The organism is Nakamurella deserti, from assembly GCF_003260015.1.
Classification (GTDB): Bacteria; Actinomycetota; Actinomycetes; order Mycobacteriales; family Nakamurellaceae; genus Nakamurella; species Nakamurella deserti.
This window is the reverse complement of record NZ_QCXS01000002.1, coordinates 442,299-460,175: the sequence shown is the minus strand read 5'-3', so window position 1 is coordinate 460,175 and position 17,877 is coordinate 442,299. Positions and strand designations below refer to the sequence as shown.

Annotated in this window: 13 protein-coding genes; 1 reads left to right on the top strand and 12 read right to left on the bottom strand. The window is 72.2% G+C overall.

Annotation, left to right across the window (positions count from 1 at the left end):
- Positions 1-15: 15 nt before the first annotated feature.
- The 4 genes from DB033_RS02270 to DB033_RS02255 form a co-directional block, all read right to left on the bottom strand.
- On the bottom strand, positions 16-3,366 hold the full coding sequence (locus DB033_RS02270) for an error-prone DNA polymerase (protein WP_111765272.1): 3,351 nt from the start codon (positions 3,364-3,366) through the stop codon (positions 16-18).
- Positions 3,366-5,012 (bottom strand): DNA polymerase Y family protein, encoded by a 1,647-nt coding sequence (locus DB033_RS02265; RefSeq protein WP_111765271.1) that lies wholly within the window; start codon positions 5,010-5,012, stop codon positions 3,366-3,368. The genes DB033_RS02270 and DB033_RS02265 overlap by 1 nt, the downstream gene beginning before the upstream one ends.
- Positions 5,009-6,298, bottom strand: a complete 1,290-nt coding sequence (locus DB033_RS02260; RefSeq protein WP_170315464.1) for an HNH endonuclease signature motif containing protein — start codon at positions 6,296-6,298, stop codon at positions 5,009-5,011. The genes DB033_RS02265 and DB033_RS02260 overlap by 4 nt, the downstream gene beginning before the upstream one ends.
- Before the next feature lie 916 nt (positions 6,299-7,214).
- On the bottom strand, positions 7,215-8,096 hold the full coding sequence (locus DB033_RS02255; protein WP_111765269.1) for a class I SAM-dependent methyltransferase: 882 nt from the start codon (positions 8,094-8,096) through the stop codon (positions 7,215-7,217).
- A 399-nt stretch (positions 8,097-8,495) separates the two neighbouring features.
- Between DB033_RS02255 and DB033_RS02250 the strand changes: the two genes are divergently transcribed.
- On the top strand, positions 8,496-9,086 hold the full coding sequence (locus DB033_RS02250; RefSeq protein ID WP_111765268.1) for a nucleoside 2-deoxyribosyltransferase: 591 nt from the start codon (positions 8,496-8,498) through the stop codon (positions 9,084-9,086).
- On the opposite strand, the gene DB033_RS02245 is transcribed toward DB033_RS02250, so the two are convergent.
- From DB033_RS02245 to dnaE, 8 genes are all read right to left on the bottom strand, one after another.
- Complete coding sequence (locus tag DB033_RS02245; RefSeq protein WP_111765267.1) at positions 9,059-10,018, bottom strand: P-loop NTPase family protein; 960 nt, start codon at positions 10,016-10,018, stop codon at positions 9,059-9,061. The two genes, DB033_RS02250 and DB033_RS02245, sit on opposite strands and share 28 nt — an antisense overlap.
- A gap of 10 nt (positions 10,019-10,028) precedes the next feature.
- Positions 10,029-10,667 (bottom strand): imidazole glycerol phosphate synthase subunit HisH, encoded by a 639-nt coding sequence (gene hisH / locus DB033_RS02240; RefSeq protein ID WP_111765266.1) that lies wholly within the window; start codon positions 10,665-10,667, stop codon positions 10,029-10,031.
- Complete coding sequence (locus DB033_RS20890; RefSeq protein WP_170315463.1) at positions 10,649-10,807, bottom strand: hypothetical protein; 159 nt, start codon at positions 10,805-10,807, stop codon at positions 10,649-10,651. The genes hisH and DB033_RS20890 overlap by 19 nt, the downstream gene beginning before the upstream one ends.
- Positions 10,804-11,403, bottom strand: coding sequence for an imidazoleglycerol-phosphate dehydratase HisB (hisB, locus tag DB033_RS02235; protein ID WP_111765265.1), 600 nt, complete (start codon positions 11,401-11,403; stop codon positions 10,804-10,806). The genes DB033_RS20890 and hisB overlap by 4 nt, the downstream gene beginning before the upstream one ends.
- Positions 11,396-12,496: a histidinol-phosphate transaminase gene (locus DB033_RS02230; RefSeq protein ID WP_205843612.1), complete on the bottom strand. Its 1,101-nt coding sequence runs from the start codon at positions 12,494-12,496 to the stop codon at positions 11,396-11,398. The genes hisB and DB033_RS02230 overlap by 8 nt, the downstream gene beginning before the upstream one ends.
- Positions 12,493-13,761: a histidinol dehydrogenase gene (hisD, locus tag DB033_RS02225; protein WP_111765264.1), complete on the bottom strand. Its 1,269-nt coding sequence runs from the start codon at positions 13,759-13,761 to the stop codon at positions 12,493-12,495. The genes DB033_RS02230 and hisD overlap by 4 nt, the downstream gene beginning before the upstream one ends.
- Positions 13,762-13,852: 91 nt before the next feature.
- On the bottom strand, positions 13,853-14,356 hold the full coding sequence (locus DB033_RS02220) for a DUF2567 domain-containing protein (protein WP_111765263.1): 504 nt from the start codon (positions 14,354-14,356) through the stop codon (positions 13,853-13,855).
- Entirely contained in the window at positions 14,353-17,877 is a 3,525-nt protein-coding gene (dnaE, locus tag DB033_RS02215) for a DNA polymerase III subunit alpha (protein ID WP_111765262.1), read from the bottom strand. Before dnaE ends, DB033_RS02220 begins: the two co-directional genes overlap by 4 nt.

Sequence of the window (17,877 nt, the reverse complement as noted above, 5' to 3'; positions counted from 1 at the left end):
GGGTCCCGGCCGCGATCACCGGAAGTCCCGCGAAGGCGTGTGCGCGGGCAGTTGCAGGGCGGCGATCCGGTCGGCGACGATGGAGATCGCGCCGCCGTCGCGCTCCACGACGCCCCGGACGAGCAGCGCCCCGGCGCCGCGGGCGACGGTGCGGTACCGCTTCCACAGTCCGACCGAGCAGATGACGTTGAGCATCCCGCTCTCGTCCTCCAGGTTGATGAAGATGACCCCGGACGCCGTCGCCGGCCGTTGGCGGTGGGTGACCATGCCGGCCACGAGCACCCGGGTGCCGTGCGGGACGGGCATCAACTGGGCGGCCGTCAGAGCGCCGTAGCGGTCGAGCTGTTCCCGGGAGAACTCCGTCGGGTAGCTGTCGGGTGAGATGCCGGTGGCCCAGATGTCGGCGACGGTCAGCTCGATCTCGCTCATCCCGGGCAGTGCTGGGGCGTCCATCCCGACCAGGCTGTCGGGGAGGGTGCCGGCCCGGTTGCCGGCGGCGGCACCGGCCCCCCACAGGGCGGCCCGTCGGTCGACCCGGCCGGCGGCCCCGGGATCGGCGGTGGTCAGGCTGTCCAGCGCACCGGCGGTGGCCAGGGCCTCGGCGTGGGCGCTGGTCATGGTGACCGCGCGGGTCAACTGGTCCAGGGAGGCGAACCGGCCCTCGGGACGGGCGTCCCGGGCGGCGACGATCTCCTCGGCGAGCTCGGTGCCGATGCCCCGGACCTGATCGAGTCCCAGCCGGACCGCCGGGCCGGCGCCCGGGACGCGTTCCAGGTCGGACTGGGCGCGGGAGAAGTTGACGTCCGGGCGGTGCACGGTGACGCCGTGCCGGCGGGCGTCGGCGACGAGCGACTGCGGCGAGTAGAAACCCATCGGCTGGGCCCGCAGCAGCGCGGCGCAGAACGCTGCGGGATGGTGCAGCTTGAGCCAGGACGAGTAGAAGACCAGCGCGGCGAACGACAGGGCGTGCGACTCGGCGAAGCCGAAGTTGGCGAACGCCAGCAGCCGCTCGAAGATCCGGTCGGCGACCTCACCGTCGATGCCGTGCAGATCGCGCATGCCGTCGTAGAGCCGGGCCCGCATCCGTTGCATCTTGGCGGTGGACCGCTTGGAACCCATCGCCCGGCGGAGCTGGTCGGCCTCCCCCGCGTCGAACCCGGCGACGTCGATGGCCAGCTGCATCAGCTGCTCCTGGAACACCGGGATGCCGAGCGTCTTGCGCAGCGCCGGGATCATCACCGGATGGTCGTAGGCGATCGGTTCCTGCTGGTTGCGGCGCCGGATGTAGGGGTGCACGGAGTTGCCCTGGATGGGACCGGGCCGGATCAGCGCCACCTCGACGACGAGGTCGTAGAAGTTGCCGGGTTTGAGCCGCGGCAGGGTGGCCATCTGGGCGCGGGACTCGACCTGGAAGACACCGACCGAGTCGGCCCGCTGCAGCATCTCGTAGACGGCGGCCTCCTCGAGATCCAGGGAGGCGAAGTCGACCTCGAGATCCTCGTGCTCGGCGATCATGTCGACGGCGTAGTGCAGCGCCGACAGCATGCCCAGCCCGAGCAGGTCGAACTTGACCAGTCCGATGGCGGCGCAGTCGTCCTTGTCCCACTGCAGGACCGACCGCTCGGCCATCCGCGCCCACTCGACCGGACACACCTCCGACACCGGGCGGTCGCAGATCACCATGCCGCCGGAGTGGATGGACAGATGCCGGGGCAGGTCCTGGATCTGCAACGCCAGCTCCATGATCTCCAGCGGGATCTGCGAGGGGTCGCCGCTGCCCTTCTCCTCCTGATGGCTCAGCGGCACCCAACCGTCGACCTGCTTGGAGTAGGCGTCCTGCTGACCGGGCGAGTAGCCCAGCGCCTTGGCCACGTCGCGCACCGCCATCCGCGGTCGGTAGGTGTTGACGTTGGCGACCTGGGCGGCGCAGTCGCGGCCGTACTTGGTGTAGACGTACTGGATGACCAGCTCCCGCTGATCGGACTCGATGTCGATGTCGATGTCCGGGGGGCCGTCGCGCTCGGGGGCCAGGAACCGTTCGAAGAGCAGGTCGTAGCGGACGGCGTCGACCGCGGTGATGCCCAGGGCGAAGCAGACCGCCGAGTTCGCCGCGGAACCCCGCCCCTGGCAGAGGATGTCGTTGTCGCGGCAGAACCGCACCAGGTCGTCGACGATGAGGAAGTAACCGGGGAAGTCGAGGTCGGAGATGATCCGCAGCTCTTTCTCGATCTGCTCGTAGGCGCGGGGGTTGTCGCCCGGGGCGCCGTAGCGGCGGGCCGCACCGCGGAGCGTGAGTTCGCGCAGCCAGCTGTTCTCGTCGTGACCGTCGGGCACGTCGAACGGGGGCAGCTGCGGGGCGACCAGGGTGAGGTCGAACGCACACTCCCGGCCGATCCGGGCGGCGGTGGCCACCGCGGTCGGGTACCGGTCGAACAGCTCCGCCATCTCCGCCCCCGACCGGAGGTGGGCGGCCGGGCCGGCGGGCAGGTACGGATCGGCGTCGGCCAGGCTGCGGCGGGCCCGCACGGCGGCCATCGCCGCGGCGAGCCGACCGCCGTCGGGAGCGGCGTAGTGCGCACCGGTGGTCGCCACCACCGGCAGGCCGCGGCTGTCGGCGAGGGCGGCGAGGACGTCGTTGTCCTCGTCGTCGGTGGGCACCTGGTGACAGGTCAGTTCGACCAGGACGTTCCCGGGCCCGAACCGTCGCACCAGGTCGTCGAGGGCGGCGCCGGCGGCGTCCGGCCCGTGCCGGCGCAGCGCCTGCCGGACGGCTCCCTTGCGGCAGCCGGTGAGCACGATCCAGTGCCCACCGGCGGCGGCCGCGAGCCGGTCGAGGTCGTAGACGGGCCGGCCCTTGGTGCGTCCGGCCAGCTGGGCGTGGGTGATCTCCCGGGACAGCCGCGAGTAGCCCTCCTGACCGCGGGCCAGCACCAGCAGGTGGGTGCCGACCGGGTCGGGGATGCCCATCTGCGGCTCGGGCAGGTCCAGCGACAGCTCGGCGCCGTAGATGGTGGCCAGCCCGGCGTCGGCGGCGGCCTCGGCGAACCGGACCACCCCGTAGAAGCCGTCGTGGTCGGTCACCGCGAGTGCGTCCAGGCCGAGCCGGACCGCCTCGGCGACCAGCTCGTCCGGGGTGGACGAGCCGTCGAGGAAACTGAACGCGGAGTGGCAGTGCAGCTCCGCGAACGGGACGTGTTCGGGGCCGGGCGGCGGGGGCGGCTCCACCGGCTCGGGCGCGTCGGCGGCCCGGCTCGCCAGCGGCCGTCCCTGGCGGTGCAGCTCGCGGACGACGGCCGGTGCCGGTTTGCGGCCGGACAGGGCCCGCTCCAGCTCCGACCACGGCACCGGCGGGTTGTACCAGCCCATCAGTCGTACACCCCTTCGATGGCCCAGCCGCCGGCCAGGTAACCGAGCAGCACCGGGGCGCCGTCGGCGAGTTCGAGCTGGACCCGGGCCCGCCGGGGCGGGGCGACGTCCACGGCCCGGGACACGGGGGCGGTCGCGGACACGGGGAAGAGTGCACCGGGGTCGTCGGTGGCCGGCGCCGGGCCGGCGCCGGGGCGCTCCCACCACTGCTCGTCCAGCATCCACGGCCCGGCCCATCCGAGCACCCGGGTCCGCCCGCCGTCGGTGACGCACCATCGGGGGTCGGTGCTGAACCGGCCGCGGTCGGTGAGGGTGACGTCGTGGCCGCGGTCGTCCCGGAGGGCGACCACCCCCTGGGCGGCGCGCAGCAACCGGGTCGGCGACGGCGCGGGCAGCCGCCCGGGCCAGGGTGCCGTCGGATCCCGGGGAACGGACTGCTCCTGCCCCCACGGGATGAGGGCGATCCGTTGATCGGGGCTACGACCGCCGGCCGGCGCCGGGGAGAGGACGGCGGCCGGGCCGAGCAGTCCCTGGATGCGGGCGAGGGCCCAGCCGGCCCGTTGGTCGGACTCCCCCTCCGAGCCCCACAGTCCGTACTGGATGAGACCTGCCCCCACCGCCTCGACGGGTTCGAGACGGAGCAGGGTGATCGCACCGGGGCCGTCGGCACCGGTACGGGACGCGGTCAACCAGCCGTCCAGCTGCCACCGCAACCGGTCCGCGGTGGCCGCCGGGGTGAGGGGTGCCGCACACCGCCACGTCCGGGTCAGGTCGCGGTCCAGCTCGGTGCGGGCGCTGATCATCAGCCGGGTGCAGGCGAGTCCCGCGTCGGCGAGGCGTTGGTGGAACCGTTCGGCCAGCGACCGGGCGGCGAAGGCCGCGGTGTCGACCCGGTCCAACGGCGGGTCGCACACCTGCTCGACGGTGAGGTCGGCGGGGATCTCCCGGCGGGACACCGGGCGCTCGCCGAGCCCGCGGGACAACCGGTGGGCGGCGACCGCGTCGGGGCCGAACCGGGTCGCCACCTTGGTGTCGGGCAGGGCGGCGAAGTCGGCGAAGGTGGTGATGCCGAGCCGCTGCAGGAGGTCGACGGTGTCGGACCGCCCGTCGGCGGCCATCGACGCCTCGGCGGCGAGCATGGCGATGGGCAGCGGGGCGCAGAAGGTCGCGGACTCCCCCGGCGGCACGATCGTCGACAGCCGGGACGCCAGCACGGCGACCTCGAGGGAGTCGGCGACGCCGATCCGGCACTCCACGTCCAGCGCTTCGACGGCGTCGACGATCGTCTCGGCGGCCCGCCCCTCGCTGCGGAAGTAACGCGCCGGGCCGCGGGCCGGGCACCCGAGCAGGCCGGGCCGGAGGATCTCCAGTCCCGGCGCGAGCTCTTCGACGACGGCGGCGATCGGCTCGAAGTCCCGGGCGTCACGCTCGGGATCGGCCTTCAGGACGAGCAGTCCGGGGCAGCGGGACTGCGCCTCCCGGCGGCGCATCCCGACGATGACGCCTTCACGCCGGGCGGCGGCCGTGGACGAGGTGACCCGGTTGGCGACGAAGACCGCGGCCGGCACGGAGGTGGGTCGGCCGGCGGCCTTGAGTGCGGTGACGACCGGCCAGTCCGGACACCACACGACGAGGGACCTGGTCATGCGCTGAGCACCCCCACGGCGTCGGCCAGGGAGAACCGTTCGCCGTACTGACGGGGACCGATGCCACCCGGGTCGAGTTGCCGGTGGAGGTGTTGATCGAGGTCGGTGGTGGGGCCCGGGTCCAGAGCCGGCGCTGCGGCCACGGGCGACCCGTCGGGGGTGCTGAACTGCAGGGTCAGCGGGGCGCCGGTGGTGTCGGTGACGACCAGCCGGAAGCCGGCCTCGTGTAGCGCCATGTGGTGGAACCGGCACAGCAGCACCAGGTTGTCGGGGTCGGTGGGGCCGCCGTGGTACCAGTGCACGATGTGGTGCGCCTCGAGGTGGGTGCGGCGATGGCAGCCGGGGAACCGGCATCCGGCGTCGCGGACCAGCAGGGCCCGTCGGAGCGCGGCACCGATCCTGCGGGTGCGACGGCCGGCCGACAGCGTGCCGGTGACCGTGTCCTGCACGACGGCGGCGACCATCGCGTCGCAGCCGATCCGTTCGCTGGTGGGCCGGTCGACCCCCGGGCCGTTCTCGATCCGCCGGACGACCGCCGCCGGCTCCGGCGCCGCCGGGTCGGGGGTCGGCAGCCGGTCGGCGTCGACGTGGAGCACCACGAGATGGCGGTCCTCCCCGGAGTCGTCGGACGGTTCGGCGTGCAACGCGGTGCGGGCCATCACGACGAGGGCGTCGGCGGTGGACAGTGCGCGGTAGTCGATGTCGAGGCGGTCGGCCTCCCGGTCCTCACGGAGCCGGTCGTCGGGAGAGTTCGGGGCGTCGGCCGTGGACCGGGCCGCCGCGACGGCGGCCATCAGGACCGCTCCCTCCTCGGCGGTCAGCCGGGCGGACACCACCAGCATCCCGTTCTCGTCCCAGTACATCCGGGCCCGTCGCCGCCGCTGCTGGGCGAGACCGGCACCGGTGGCCCGACGGTGCCCGCGCACGGTGCGTTCGAGCTGGGAGGCGGACTCGGCCAGGGCCAGCCGGACCAGCGTCGGCTCGTCGGTGTCGGCGGCGATGCGGGTGAGTGCACGCACCTTCGAGTAGGACAGGGAGCCGGCCGCGAACATGTCCGACACCAGCGGCAACGCCGTCAGCGCCCGGGCGACCCGGACGTGCTCCCGTGCCGTCGCAGGGGACATCGAGCAGGACCACGCCAGCCAGTGCGCGCAGGAGGTGATGCCCGTCCCCGACCAGGCCGAACGTCGGTCGAACTCGGCGACCATCGTCAGCCAGGTGTGGGTGGCCGCGGCGAGCCGGGCCGCCAGGGAGCAGATCTGCTCCTTCAGTTCGCCGTCCGGCACCTTCCCCAGTGCCGACGCGGCTTCGACGGGTGATCCCGGTGGCGGCGGCAGGCCGGGAACCGGATCGGGCGATGGACCCGGGGGTGACCCCGTGACACCCTGGTGATGCCTCAGGTCGAGCATCCGGACCTCCCTGCAGCTCGTTCGAACGTGAGTTCGATTCTAGAGCAGGGGTCCGACAGTGACCCGTCCGTCGATCAGCCGGGCAGGATCACCGCCCGAACCGACCACCTCGGCCCGGTGCATCTTCGTCCCGGCGCACGGGGGTGAGCGCGGTGCCTGCGGGTGTCGCGACCCGGTCCGGCGGCTGTGACGACCCCGTCCGCGGATGTCACGACCCGGTCCGCGGGTGTCACCACCAGGTCCGGCGGCTGTCGCAACCCGGGTCCTGCGGGTGTCGCGACCGGATCCGCGGGTGTCGCGACCGGATCCGCGGGTGTCACGACCGGTCCGCGGATGTCACGACCCGGTCCGGCGGATGTCACGACCCGGTGGCGACCGCACGACATCACGCCGTGTCTCCCGGCCGGGGCCGGCCGGGTCGCTCGGTGCGACCCCGGGCATCGCCACCAGCCCGGTGCCGCGTTTCCGCGGAAACACCGGACAACCACCGTGTCCGGTCGGTGCACCCCGGAGGGCGGTCTCGCGCCCCCCCCGCGCTCCGACGTCCGACCTCGACACCTCGACACCGCTCCAGCAGCAGCTACGTCTTCCCGCTCTGCTCAGGGCGGCTTTCAGCTCGATGTCGAGCTCGCCCTGGTCCTGCCCTCCTCCCCGAACGCCGGCACCGGGTGCAGTACCGGACGTCAGGCACCGAGCGACCCGTCGGCGGCTCGGGAGCACCGGGCCATGACGGGAGCACGCGTACCCGCCGGAGCTCCCGGTGACGGCGGGGAACCAACCCCCGAGACGCGGATCAGCCCTGACGGGTCGCTCGGACGACGACGTCACGCAGCTCGCGCGTGCCGCCCGCACCGTCGGGAACGGAACGGGTCCGCTCGTCGGCGGTGTCGATGCGCCACTGCTGCGGGTCCAGGATCGCCGCGGTACCGGCCGCGGTCACCGTCGCTTCCACCGGCGGCGGTTCCGGCACCGCCCCGCCGACCGGCCGCCGCCCCGGCACCCCGTGACCGCGATCGTCCTGACCGTGGCCGGCAGCTCGGCCGGGGTCGTGGCCACCCCGGTGCGCGTCGCCGTGCACGTGCGTGCCACCCTGCCCGCCGCCACCCCCTCGCTCCCCGTGAACATGCACACCAGGACGGTCAGGACCGTGCCCGTCGTGACCACCGGAGCCGGAGACGCCGTGCCCCCGGCCGCCGTGCCCGTCTCCTCCACCGTCGCGCAGGTGGCCGACGATGAACAACGTGCCGCCGGGTGCGACCCAGCCGGCGAGACGGCGGTACAGCTCCGGTTGCGGGATCGTCGCGTGGGCGTAGTGGGTGGTGACGAGATCGAACGGCGCCTCCGGTGTCCAGACGCTCAGGTCCGCCTCCAGCCATCGCACCACCCCCGGTGACCCCGCTGCCGCGGCGCGCCGTTCGGCCCGGGCGAGGGCTTCCGCCGAGATGTCGGCCCCGGTGACCCGCCAGCCCTGCCCGGCGAGCCAGATCGCCTCCGCCCCCTCGCCGCATCCGGCGTCGAGGGCCGATCCGGGCCGCAGACCGCTGATCTCACCGACCAGGTGCGGGTTCGGCGGGAGGTCCCGGACGGCCGGACGGACCCCGGACGCGGGATCGGCACCGCCCTCCCGCTCCCGCCAGTGGTTCTGCCAGTAGTGCCGATCGAATTCGTGGTCCATCGCGTCTCCCGCTTCGTCCGACGCCGACACGTCGGGTCAGCGTCGAGCATGCTCCGGATGATGACGCGATGGCAAACATCCTTGCCATTCCAGCAAACAATGGCGGGGGCAGGCTTGCCCACGTCGTCCGGCGACGGGCACGATGTTTCCGCGGAAACACCAGGGCCCGTCCACCGTGTCCGACGGACCCCACCCGACGGAATTCACCTCACGGAATCCACCCGACGGAATCCACCCGACGGAGTCCATCGGAGCGAGTCCACCCGAGCGAGTCCACGACCCACCACGAGCCGGGGCGGGACCCGACGACACCCACCACCCGGTGACACGACACCCCCGAGCTGACCGGAAAATGCACACGGACCGCACCCGGTCCCGATCCGACGTCCGAGGAGCCTGATGACCCCCACGGTGTACCTGGCCGGCTTCGACGTCTTCTATCCGGACGCCGCCGCCCGTGCGGCAGTCATGAAGCAGCGCTGCACCGCGCACGGACTCCAGGGCCTGTTTCCGTCCGACATCGCCGTCGACCCCACCGGACTGACCCCGGCGGAGTTCGCGACGGAGATCTTCCGCCGGGACGTGCTGTTGATCGACCGCTGCGACATCGTCGCGGCCAACGTCAACGCGTTCCGCGGCCCGGAACCCGACTCCGGCACCTGCTTCGAGCTCGGCTACGGCTACGCGAAGGGCAAGGCGCTCTACGCCTACACCGAAGGGCCGCCGACCATGCCGGAACGGGTCGCCGCGCACCACGGGCCCGTGTCGACCGGCACCGACGGCACCCGGCTGGACCCGGCGGGGATGCACGTGGAGGACTTCGGGGCGCCGGTGAACCTGATGATCGCGGTACCGGCGACCCTGGTGCTCGGGACGTTGGACGACTGCCTGCGGCGGATCCGCGCAGACCTCGACCATCGAGCCGGCACCGACACCGGCACCGGCATCAACACCGACACCGACTACCCCGCGTCGGCCACCGGCAGATAGGTCCCGGTGCCCGTCGCACGCCGCTCGGCCGCGACCGGCGCGGCCTGCACCAGCACCCGGTCGTCCAGCCGGGATCCGGCCAGCAGCATCCGCACCTCGGGCACCTGACCGCCCCGGCGCCGACCGGTCAACCGCACCACCAGTTCGCGGTCGCGCAGCCGGCCGTGGCCCGCCCCCAGCCCCCGCCAACCCGCCGTGGCCACCGTCAGCGACAGATCGGCCCCCGGCCACGGCCCCACCGCGAGCAGCACCGCGCCGCGCTGCCGCAGTCGACCGGCGAGCACCCGCTGCCGTGACGGCGACCCGATCGGGCCCTTCGGCACCGACACGGCGATCACGTCGACCCCGTCGATGAGCACCGACAGGATCTGCAGCACATCGACGCCCGGGTCGGGCACCAGCACCAGCCGGGTGAGGTCGACCCCCAGCTCGGCGGCGGCCGCCAGTCCGAGGTCGCCGAAGCCGACCAGCGCCGACCACGGTTTCGACGGCCCGGCGAGCAGCGTGAACAGCAGACTGGTCAGGCCGGTCGCACCGTCCTCCGGCTGCAGGCTGACCACCGACCCGCGCGGGAGCCCACCCTCCGGCAGCAGGGTGTCCAGCGGCGACAGCATCGGCACCACCCCGCCGGGCAACGGCCCGACCACACTCCCCACCAGCCCGGCCGGACCACCGGCACCGAGGACCGGCACCGCGTCGCGGTCGGACGGTGGCGCCGCGGGCGGCGGCGCGGTGTCGGCCAACCGGCGGCGCAGCTCGGCGACGACCTGCAGGCGGTCGGCCGGGGCCCGGACCGCCGCCGGCCGGGACGCCGACCGCGCCTCGGGCTGCACCGCCACCACCCGGGCCACCGCGGAGGTGCGGGACCCCACCGGCGGGGACCCCTCGAACTCCGGCCAATCGGGGAAGTCGGCGGAGTCGTTGTCGAACATGCGTTCGACGCTACAACACTCCGAGCCAGCGCGACAGCACCTCGGCACCGGCATCCCCGGACTTCTCCGGATGGAACTGCGTCGCCGACAACGGGCCGTTCTCCACGGCCGCGACGAAGCGGTCGCCACCGTGCTCGGACCACGTCACGGCCGGTGCGACGAACGGTTCGTGCACCTCGAGCTCCCAGTTCCGCACCCCGTAGGAGTGCACGAAGTAGAAGCGGGTGTCGGGGTCGATCCCGTCGAAGAGCACCGAGCCCTCCCCCGGCGTCACGGTGTTCCAGCCCATGTGCGGGATGATCGGCGCCTGCAGGCGCTCCACGGTGCCCGGCCACTCGCCGAGGCCGTCGGTCTCCTCGCCGTGCTCGACGCCCCGCTCGAACAGCACCTGCATCCCGACGCAGATGCCCAGCACCGGCCGCCCGCCGGCCAGCCGCCGACCGATCGCCCGACCCCCACGGACCTCGTTGATCCCGGTCATGCACGCGGCGTACGCGCCGACCCCGGGCACCACCAGACCGTCGGCGTTCAGCGCCGCGTCCAGGTCGGCGGTCACCTCGACGTCCGCGCCGACCCGCTCCAGCGCCCGCGACGCGGACGCCAGATTGCCGGACCCGTAGTCCAGCACCACTACTCGCCGAGCACCCACAGCACACCTCCCACGGTCAGCGCCACGGTGAAGACCGCCAACACCGCCGACACGACCTTCGCGTCGTTCTTCCAGGTCGAGATCACCCCGCCGAGCAGCAGCCCGGCGAAACCCAGCAGCAGCACCGGCTGCCAGGTCACAACACGCCCTTGGTCGACGGAATGCCCGTCACCCGCGGATCGGGCTCGCACGCCTCGCGCAGCGCACGCGCGATCGCCTTGTACTGCGCCTCGCTGATGTGGTGCGGATCGCGGCCGTAGAGCACCCGCACGTGCAGCGCGATCTGCGCGTGGAAGGCCAGCGAGTCGAAGACGTGCCGGTTGAGCACCACCGGGTAGTTGTTGCCGACGGTGAACCCGAGGATCGCCTCCGGCTCCCCGGTGTGGACGCTGAACGGCCGGCCGGACACGTCCACGGCCGCGTGCGCCAGGGTCTCGTCCATCGGGATGAAGCAGTCGCCGAAGCGGCGGATGCCCTTCTTGTCGCCCAGCGCCTGCCGGAACGCCTGCCCGAGCACGATGGCGGTGTCCTCGACGGTGTGGTGCGCGTCGATGTCGGTGTCGCCGTTGGCGACGACTTTCAGGTCGAACGACCCGTGCACGCCGAACGCGGTGAGCATGTGGTCGTAGAAGCGCACCCCGGTGGAGATGTCGACGACGCCGGTGCCGTCCAGGTCCAGCTCGACGAGCACCGAGGACTCGCTGGTCGTGCGTTCGATCCGGGCCGTCCTACCCACGGTCGATCTCCTCACTGGCGCGCAGGAACGCGTCGTTGTCGGCCGCGGTGCCGATGGAGGCCCGCAGGTAGCCGGGAATCTTCAGGTCGCGGATCAGCACGCCGCGGTCCAGGTACCGCTGCCAGGCGGCGGCCGCGTCCGCGAAGACGCCGAACAGCACGAAGTTCGCGTCGGACTCCACGACCGTGTGACCGAGCGCTTCCAGCGCGGCGACCACCCGGAGCCGCTCGGAGATCAGGAACTCCACCGAGGCGAGGGTGTCGTCGGCGTGCCGCAGCGCGGCCCGGGCGGCGGCCTGGGTGATCACCGAGAGGTGGTACGGCAGCCGGACCAGCAGCAACGCGTCCACCATGGCGGGCGCGGCGGCCAGGTAACCGAGCCGCCCGCCGGCGAAGGCGAACGCCTTGCTCATCGTCCGCACGACCAGCACCCGGCCCGGGAACTCGTCGATGAGGTGGATGGCGCTGGGCTGCCGGGAGAACTCGGCGTAGGCCTCGTCGACGATCACCACCCCGGGCGACGCGGCGACGATCCGCCGCACCGCGTCCAGCGGCAGTGACGCCCCGGTCGGGTTGTTGGGGCTGGTCACGAAGACGACATCCGGCTGCAGCTCGTCGATGACCGCCACCGCGGCCGGGACATCGACGCTGAAGTCGGCCAGCCGCGGCGTCTCGACCCAGTCGGTCTGCGTCCCCGACGAGATGATCGGGTGCATCGAGTACGACGGGGTGAACCCGAGCGCGCGCCGCCCCGGCCCGCCGAACGCCTGCAGGATCTGCTGCAGGATCTCGTTGGAGCCGTTGGCCGCCCACACGTTTGCGACCTCCAGCGGCACCCCGGTCGCCGAGGTCAGGTAGGCCGCGAGGTCGGTACGCAGCGCGACGGCGTCCCGGTCGGGGTAGCGGTTGAGGTCCGCCGCAGCCGCGGCCACCGAGGCGGTGAGGTCGTCGAGGAGCGCCTGGGTGGGCGCGTAGGGGTTCTCGTTGACGTTGATCTGCACCGGGGTGGTGAGCTGCGGCGCGCCGTAGGGGGTCTGTCCGACCAGGTCCGCGCGCAGCGGCAGGTCGGCGAGGGTCACTCCGGCGCCGATCACGCGCTGAACCGCTGCTCGAAGCGGGCGGACACGGCCTCGCCGTGCGCCGGCAGGTTCTCCGCCGCCGACAGCACCAGCACGTCCTCCGAGACGGCCTTCAACGCCGTCTCGTCGTAGGTGATGACCTGCATCGACTTCAGGAACGTCAGCACGTTCAGGCCCGCGGTGAAGCGGGCGATACCGGAGGTCGGCAGCACGTGGTTGGAACCGGCGCAGTAGTCGCCCAGCGACACCGGCGACCACGGACCGACGAACACCGCGCCGGCGTGCCGGACCCGCGCGGCGACCGCGGCGGCGTCGACGGTCTGGATCTCCAGGTGCTCGGCGGCGTAGGCGTCACTGACCGCGACGGCGTCGTCGACGGACGACACGAGCACGACCCCGGACTGCTCCCCCGACAGCGCCACCGTGACCCGGTCGGCGTGCCGGGTGCCCGGCACCCGGCGGGCGATCTCGGCGTCGACGGCGTCGGCCAGCCACTCCGAGGTGGTGATCAGCACGGCGGCGGCCAACGGGTCGTGCTCGGCCTGCGAGATGAGGTCGGCGGCCACGTGCGCCGGCGACGCGGAGGCGTCGGCGATCACGGCGATCTCGGTCGGACCGGCTTCGGAGTCGATCGCGACCAGCCCGCGGACCAGCCGCTTCGCCGCGGTGACGTAGACGTTGCCCGGCCCGGTGATCACGTCGACCGGCTCGATCACCGTGCCGTCGGTGTCGACCGCGCCGTACGCGAGCAGCGCGACCCCCTGGGCGCCGCCGGCGGCGTACACCTCGTCGACGCCCAGCAGCGCACACGCCGCCAGCACGTTCGGGTCCGGCCAGCCGTCGTTGGTCTTCTGGGCGGGCGAGGTGACGGCGATCCCGGCGACCCCGGCGACCTGCGCCGGCACCACGTTCATCACCACGCTCGACGGGTACAGCGCGAGCCCGCCCGGCACGTACAGCCCGACCCGCGACACCGGTACCCAGCGCTGCTCGACGACACCGCCGGGGGCGATGTCGGTGCGCGATCCGGTGGGCACCTGCGCGGCGTGCCCGAGCCGGGCCCGGGTGATCGACTCGCGCAGGGCCGCGACGACCCGCGGGTCGGCGGACTCCAGCGACGCCGTCAGCACCGCGGCCGGCACCCGCAGCGACGCCGGACGCACCCCGTCGAACCGCTCGGTCGCGTCCAGCACCGCCACCGATCCGTGGTCACGCACCGCCTCGACCAGCGTGGCCACGGTCGCGGTGGCCGTCCCGACGTCGACCGAGGCGCGCGGCATCACCGTCCGCAGCGCGCTGGTGGCGGGCAGGCCGGAGCGCAGATCGATGCGGCGCAGAACAGGGCGGGGTCCGACAGTCACGCAGGTAAGCCTAGGGGCGCCCGCGACCCAGATTCGGCAGTCCGTTCCAGGAGACGAGGAAGGTGTAGACGATCACAGCGGCGGTGGGGGCGGCCAGGTACCCGGCCCACCCGGTGAGCACGGCGGGCGCGGTGACGATCCGCTGCGCGCCGAGGGTCGCCGCGACCGACGCGGGGTCGGTGCCGGAGACCAGCAGGTCACCGAGCGCGCCGGCCGCCAGGGCCCCGAGGAACGCCGCGCCACCCACCACGAGGATCATCGCGGGTCCGCGCTGCCCGGTGAACGACCAGCCCAGCAGCCCCAGCAGCACGCCGACGGCCAGTCCGGTGACCGCGAAGATGCCGAACCCGAAGAAGACGTGCTGTGTCTCGGTCGGCAGCGGCGCCCAGGTCTGGTTGGAGAAGACCTGGTACTGCACGCCCGGCGCGACGGCCGACCACAGCCAGCCCTGGACGACGGCCAGCACGGCGGCGGCCAGCACCACGGCCCCGGACGCCCGCAGGAAGCCGGTCATGCCATGCAGTCCGCCCCCAGCAGCGCCTTCAGATCGCCCATCAACGCCGAGGTCAACGTCACCCGCAGGTGATCGGGCAGGCCCCACAGCTGCTCCTCCATCTGGCACTGCAGCCGGATCTGCACGCTCGTGGTGCCCGGGTGTTCCTTCAGGATGTCGCGGAACCGGTCGATCACCGGCTCGGTGACCCGCCCCGGGTTCAGCTTCACCCGCAGCGGCCCGCGGTTGTCGGCGGTGGTCAGGTCGGGGGTGACCACCGAGGTCGCCCGGAACGACAACCGCTCGTCCGACCGCGACACCTGCCCCTTGACCAGCACGATCGCGTCCTCGGCGAGCTGCATGGCGTTCTCGGAGTAGACCTTGGGGAAGAACAGCACCTCCACCCCGCCGGCCAGGTCCTCCAGCGCCGCCGACGCCCACACGTCGCCCTTCTTGGTCACCCGCTTGGCGAAGTTGGTGAGGATGCCGCCGACGGTCACGGTCCCCCGGTCGGGCACGGTGCCGTCCAAAATGTCGGTGATCGAGGCGTCGGTGTGCGAGGCGAGGATGTGCTCGACGCCGGCCAGCGGGTGCCCGGAGACGTAGAGCCCGAGCATCTCCCGCTCGAAGCCCAGCCGCAGCTTGGTGTCCCACTCGGTGTCGGGGATGGTGATGCGGAAGGCGTCGCCGGTGTCCTCGACGCTCATCTCGCCGAACAGGTCGAACTGCCCCGCCGCCTCGGCCTTCTTGACGTTCATCACCGAGTCGACGGCCTCGACGTGGATCATCAGCAGGCCCTTGCGCGGATGCCCCAGCGAGTCGAACGCCCCCGCCTTGATCAGCGACTCCACGACCTTCTTGCCGCAGACCACCGCGTCCACCTTGGCCAGGAAGTCGCTGAAGTCGGTGAACGCCCCCTTCTCCCGGCGGGTGGCGGTCAGCGAGGCGACCACACCGGTGCCGACGTTGCGGACCGCACCGAGACCGAACCGGATGTCGGTGCCGACCGGCGAGAAGTCCCGCTCGGAGGAGTTGACGTCCGGCGGCAGCACCTTGATGCCGCGGGCCCGGCACTCGGCCAGATAGATGGCCATCTTGTCCTTGTCGTCGCCCACCGAGGTGAGCAGCGCGGCCATGTACTCCGGCGTGTAGTTCGCCTTGAGGTAGGCCGTCCAGTACGAGACGAGCCCGTACGCGGCCGAGTGCGCCTTGTTGAAGGCGTAGTCGGAGAACGGCAGCAGGATGTCCCACAGCGTCTTGACCGCGGCGGCGGAGTAGCCGCGCTCGGCCATGCCCGCGGAGAACCCCTCGAACTGCTTGTCCAGCTCGGACTTCTTCTTCTTGCCCATCGCGCGGCGCAGCAGGTCGGCCTGGCCCAGCGAGTAGCCGGCCACCTTCTGCGCGATGGCCATCACCTGCTCCTGGTAGACGATCAGGCCGTAGGTGTCGCCGAGGATGTCCGCGAGCGGCTCCTCGAGCTCGGGGTGGATGGGGATGACCGGCTTGCGGGCGTTCTTGCGGTCGGCGTACTCGTTGTGCGAGTTGGCGCCCATCGGGCCCGGCCGGTAGAGCGCGCCGACCGCGGAGATGTCCTCGAAGTTGTCGGGGCGCATGGACCGCAGCAGCGCCCGCATGGGCCCGCCGTCGAGCTGGAACACCCCGAGGGTGTCGCCGCGGGCGAGCAGGTCGAAGGTGGTCTGGTCGGTGAGTTCGAGGTCCTCGAGCACCACGGTCTCGCCGCGGTTGGCCTGAATGTTGCGCAGCGCGTCGTCCAGGACGGTGAGGTTGCGCAGCCCCAGGAAGTCCATCTTGATCAGGCCGAGCGTCTCGCACGTCGGGTAGTCGAACTGGGTGATGATCGCCCCGTCCTGCTCCCGCTTCATGATCGGGATCAGGTCCAGCAGCGGGTCCGACGACATGATGACGCCGGCCGCGTGCACCCCCCACTGCCGCTTCAGGCCCTCGAGGCCCTTGGCCATGTCGACGACCCGGGCGACCTCCGCGTCGGTCTGCACCAGCGCCCGGAACTCGCCACCCTCGGAGTAGCGGTCGTGGGCGGGGTCGAACAGCTTGGCCAGCGGCACGTCCTTGCCCATCACCGGCGGCGGCATCACCTTGGTGATCCGGTCGCCGACGGAGAACGGCATCCCCAGCACCCGGGCGGAATCCTTGACGGCCTGCTTGGCCTTGATGGTGCCGTAGGTGACGATCTGGGCGACCCGGTCGTCGCCGTACTTCTCGGTGACGTAGCGGATGACGTCACCTCGTCGCCGCTCGTCGAAGTCGATGTCGAAGTCGGGCATCGAGACGCGGTCCGGGTTGAGGAACCGCTCGAAGATCAGGCCGTGCTGCAGCGGGTTGAGGTCGGTGATGCGCATCGCGTAGGCGACCATCGAGCCCGCACCGGAGCCACGACCGGGGCCGACGCGGATGCCGTTGTTCTTGGCCCAGTTGATGAAGTCGGCGACGACGAGGAAGTAGCCGGGGAAGTTCATCCCCAGGATGACCCCGACCTCGTAGTTGGCCTGGGTCTGCACCTCCTCGGGGATGCCCGCCGGGAACCGGAAGTTCAGCCCCTTCTGGACCTCCTTCTCGAACCACGACTTCTCGGTCTCGCCGTCCGGCAGCGGGAACCTGGGCATGTAGGACGAGTCGGTGTCGAACGCCGTGGAGCACCGCTCGGCGATCAGCAGCGTGTTGTCGCAGGCCTCGCGGAGCTGGTAGCGCCCCTCCCACAGGTCACGCATCTCCCGCGGGGACTTGACGTAGAAGTCGCGGGCGTCGAACTTGAACCGGTTGGGGTCGTCGAGCGTCTTGCCGGACTGGACGCACAGCAGCGCCTCGTGGGTGTCGGCGTCGGCGGCGTCGGTGTAGTGCAGGTCGTTGGTGGCGACCATCGGCAGGTTCAGGTCCTTGGCCAGCCGCAGCAGGTCCGGCATCACCCGCGTCTCGATGCCCAGGCCGTGGTCCATCAGCTCCACGTAGAAGTTGCCCTCGCCGAAGATGTCGCGGAACTCCGAGGCGACCTCCCGGGCCCGGGCGTAGTCACCGATCCGCAGCCAGGTCTGGATCTCCCCCGACGCGCAGCCGGTGGTGCCGATCAGGTCCTTGGCGTACTCGGCGAGCAGCTCCCGGTCGGCGCGCGGCTTGTAGAAGAAGCCCTCCAGCGACGACCGTGAGGCCAGCCGGAACAGGTTGTGCATGCCCTGCCGCGACGTCGACAGCAACGTCATATGGGTGAACGCGCCACCGCCGGAGACGTCGTCCTCGCCGCCGGACGCCCACCGCACCCGCTTGCGCTCGAACCGCGAGGTGTTCGGCGTGAGGTAGGCCTCCATGCCGATGATGGGTTTCACCCCCGCGGCGGTGGCCTGACGGTAGAAGTCGTAGGCGCCGAAGACGTTGCCGTGGTCGGTCATCGCCATCGCGGGCATGCCGAAATCGTTGGCGCGCTGGAACAACTGGGTGAGTCGGGCCGCACCGTCGAGCATCGAGTACTCGGTGTGCACGTGCAGGTGGACGAAGGAGTCCGTGACAGCCAT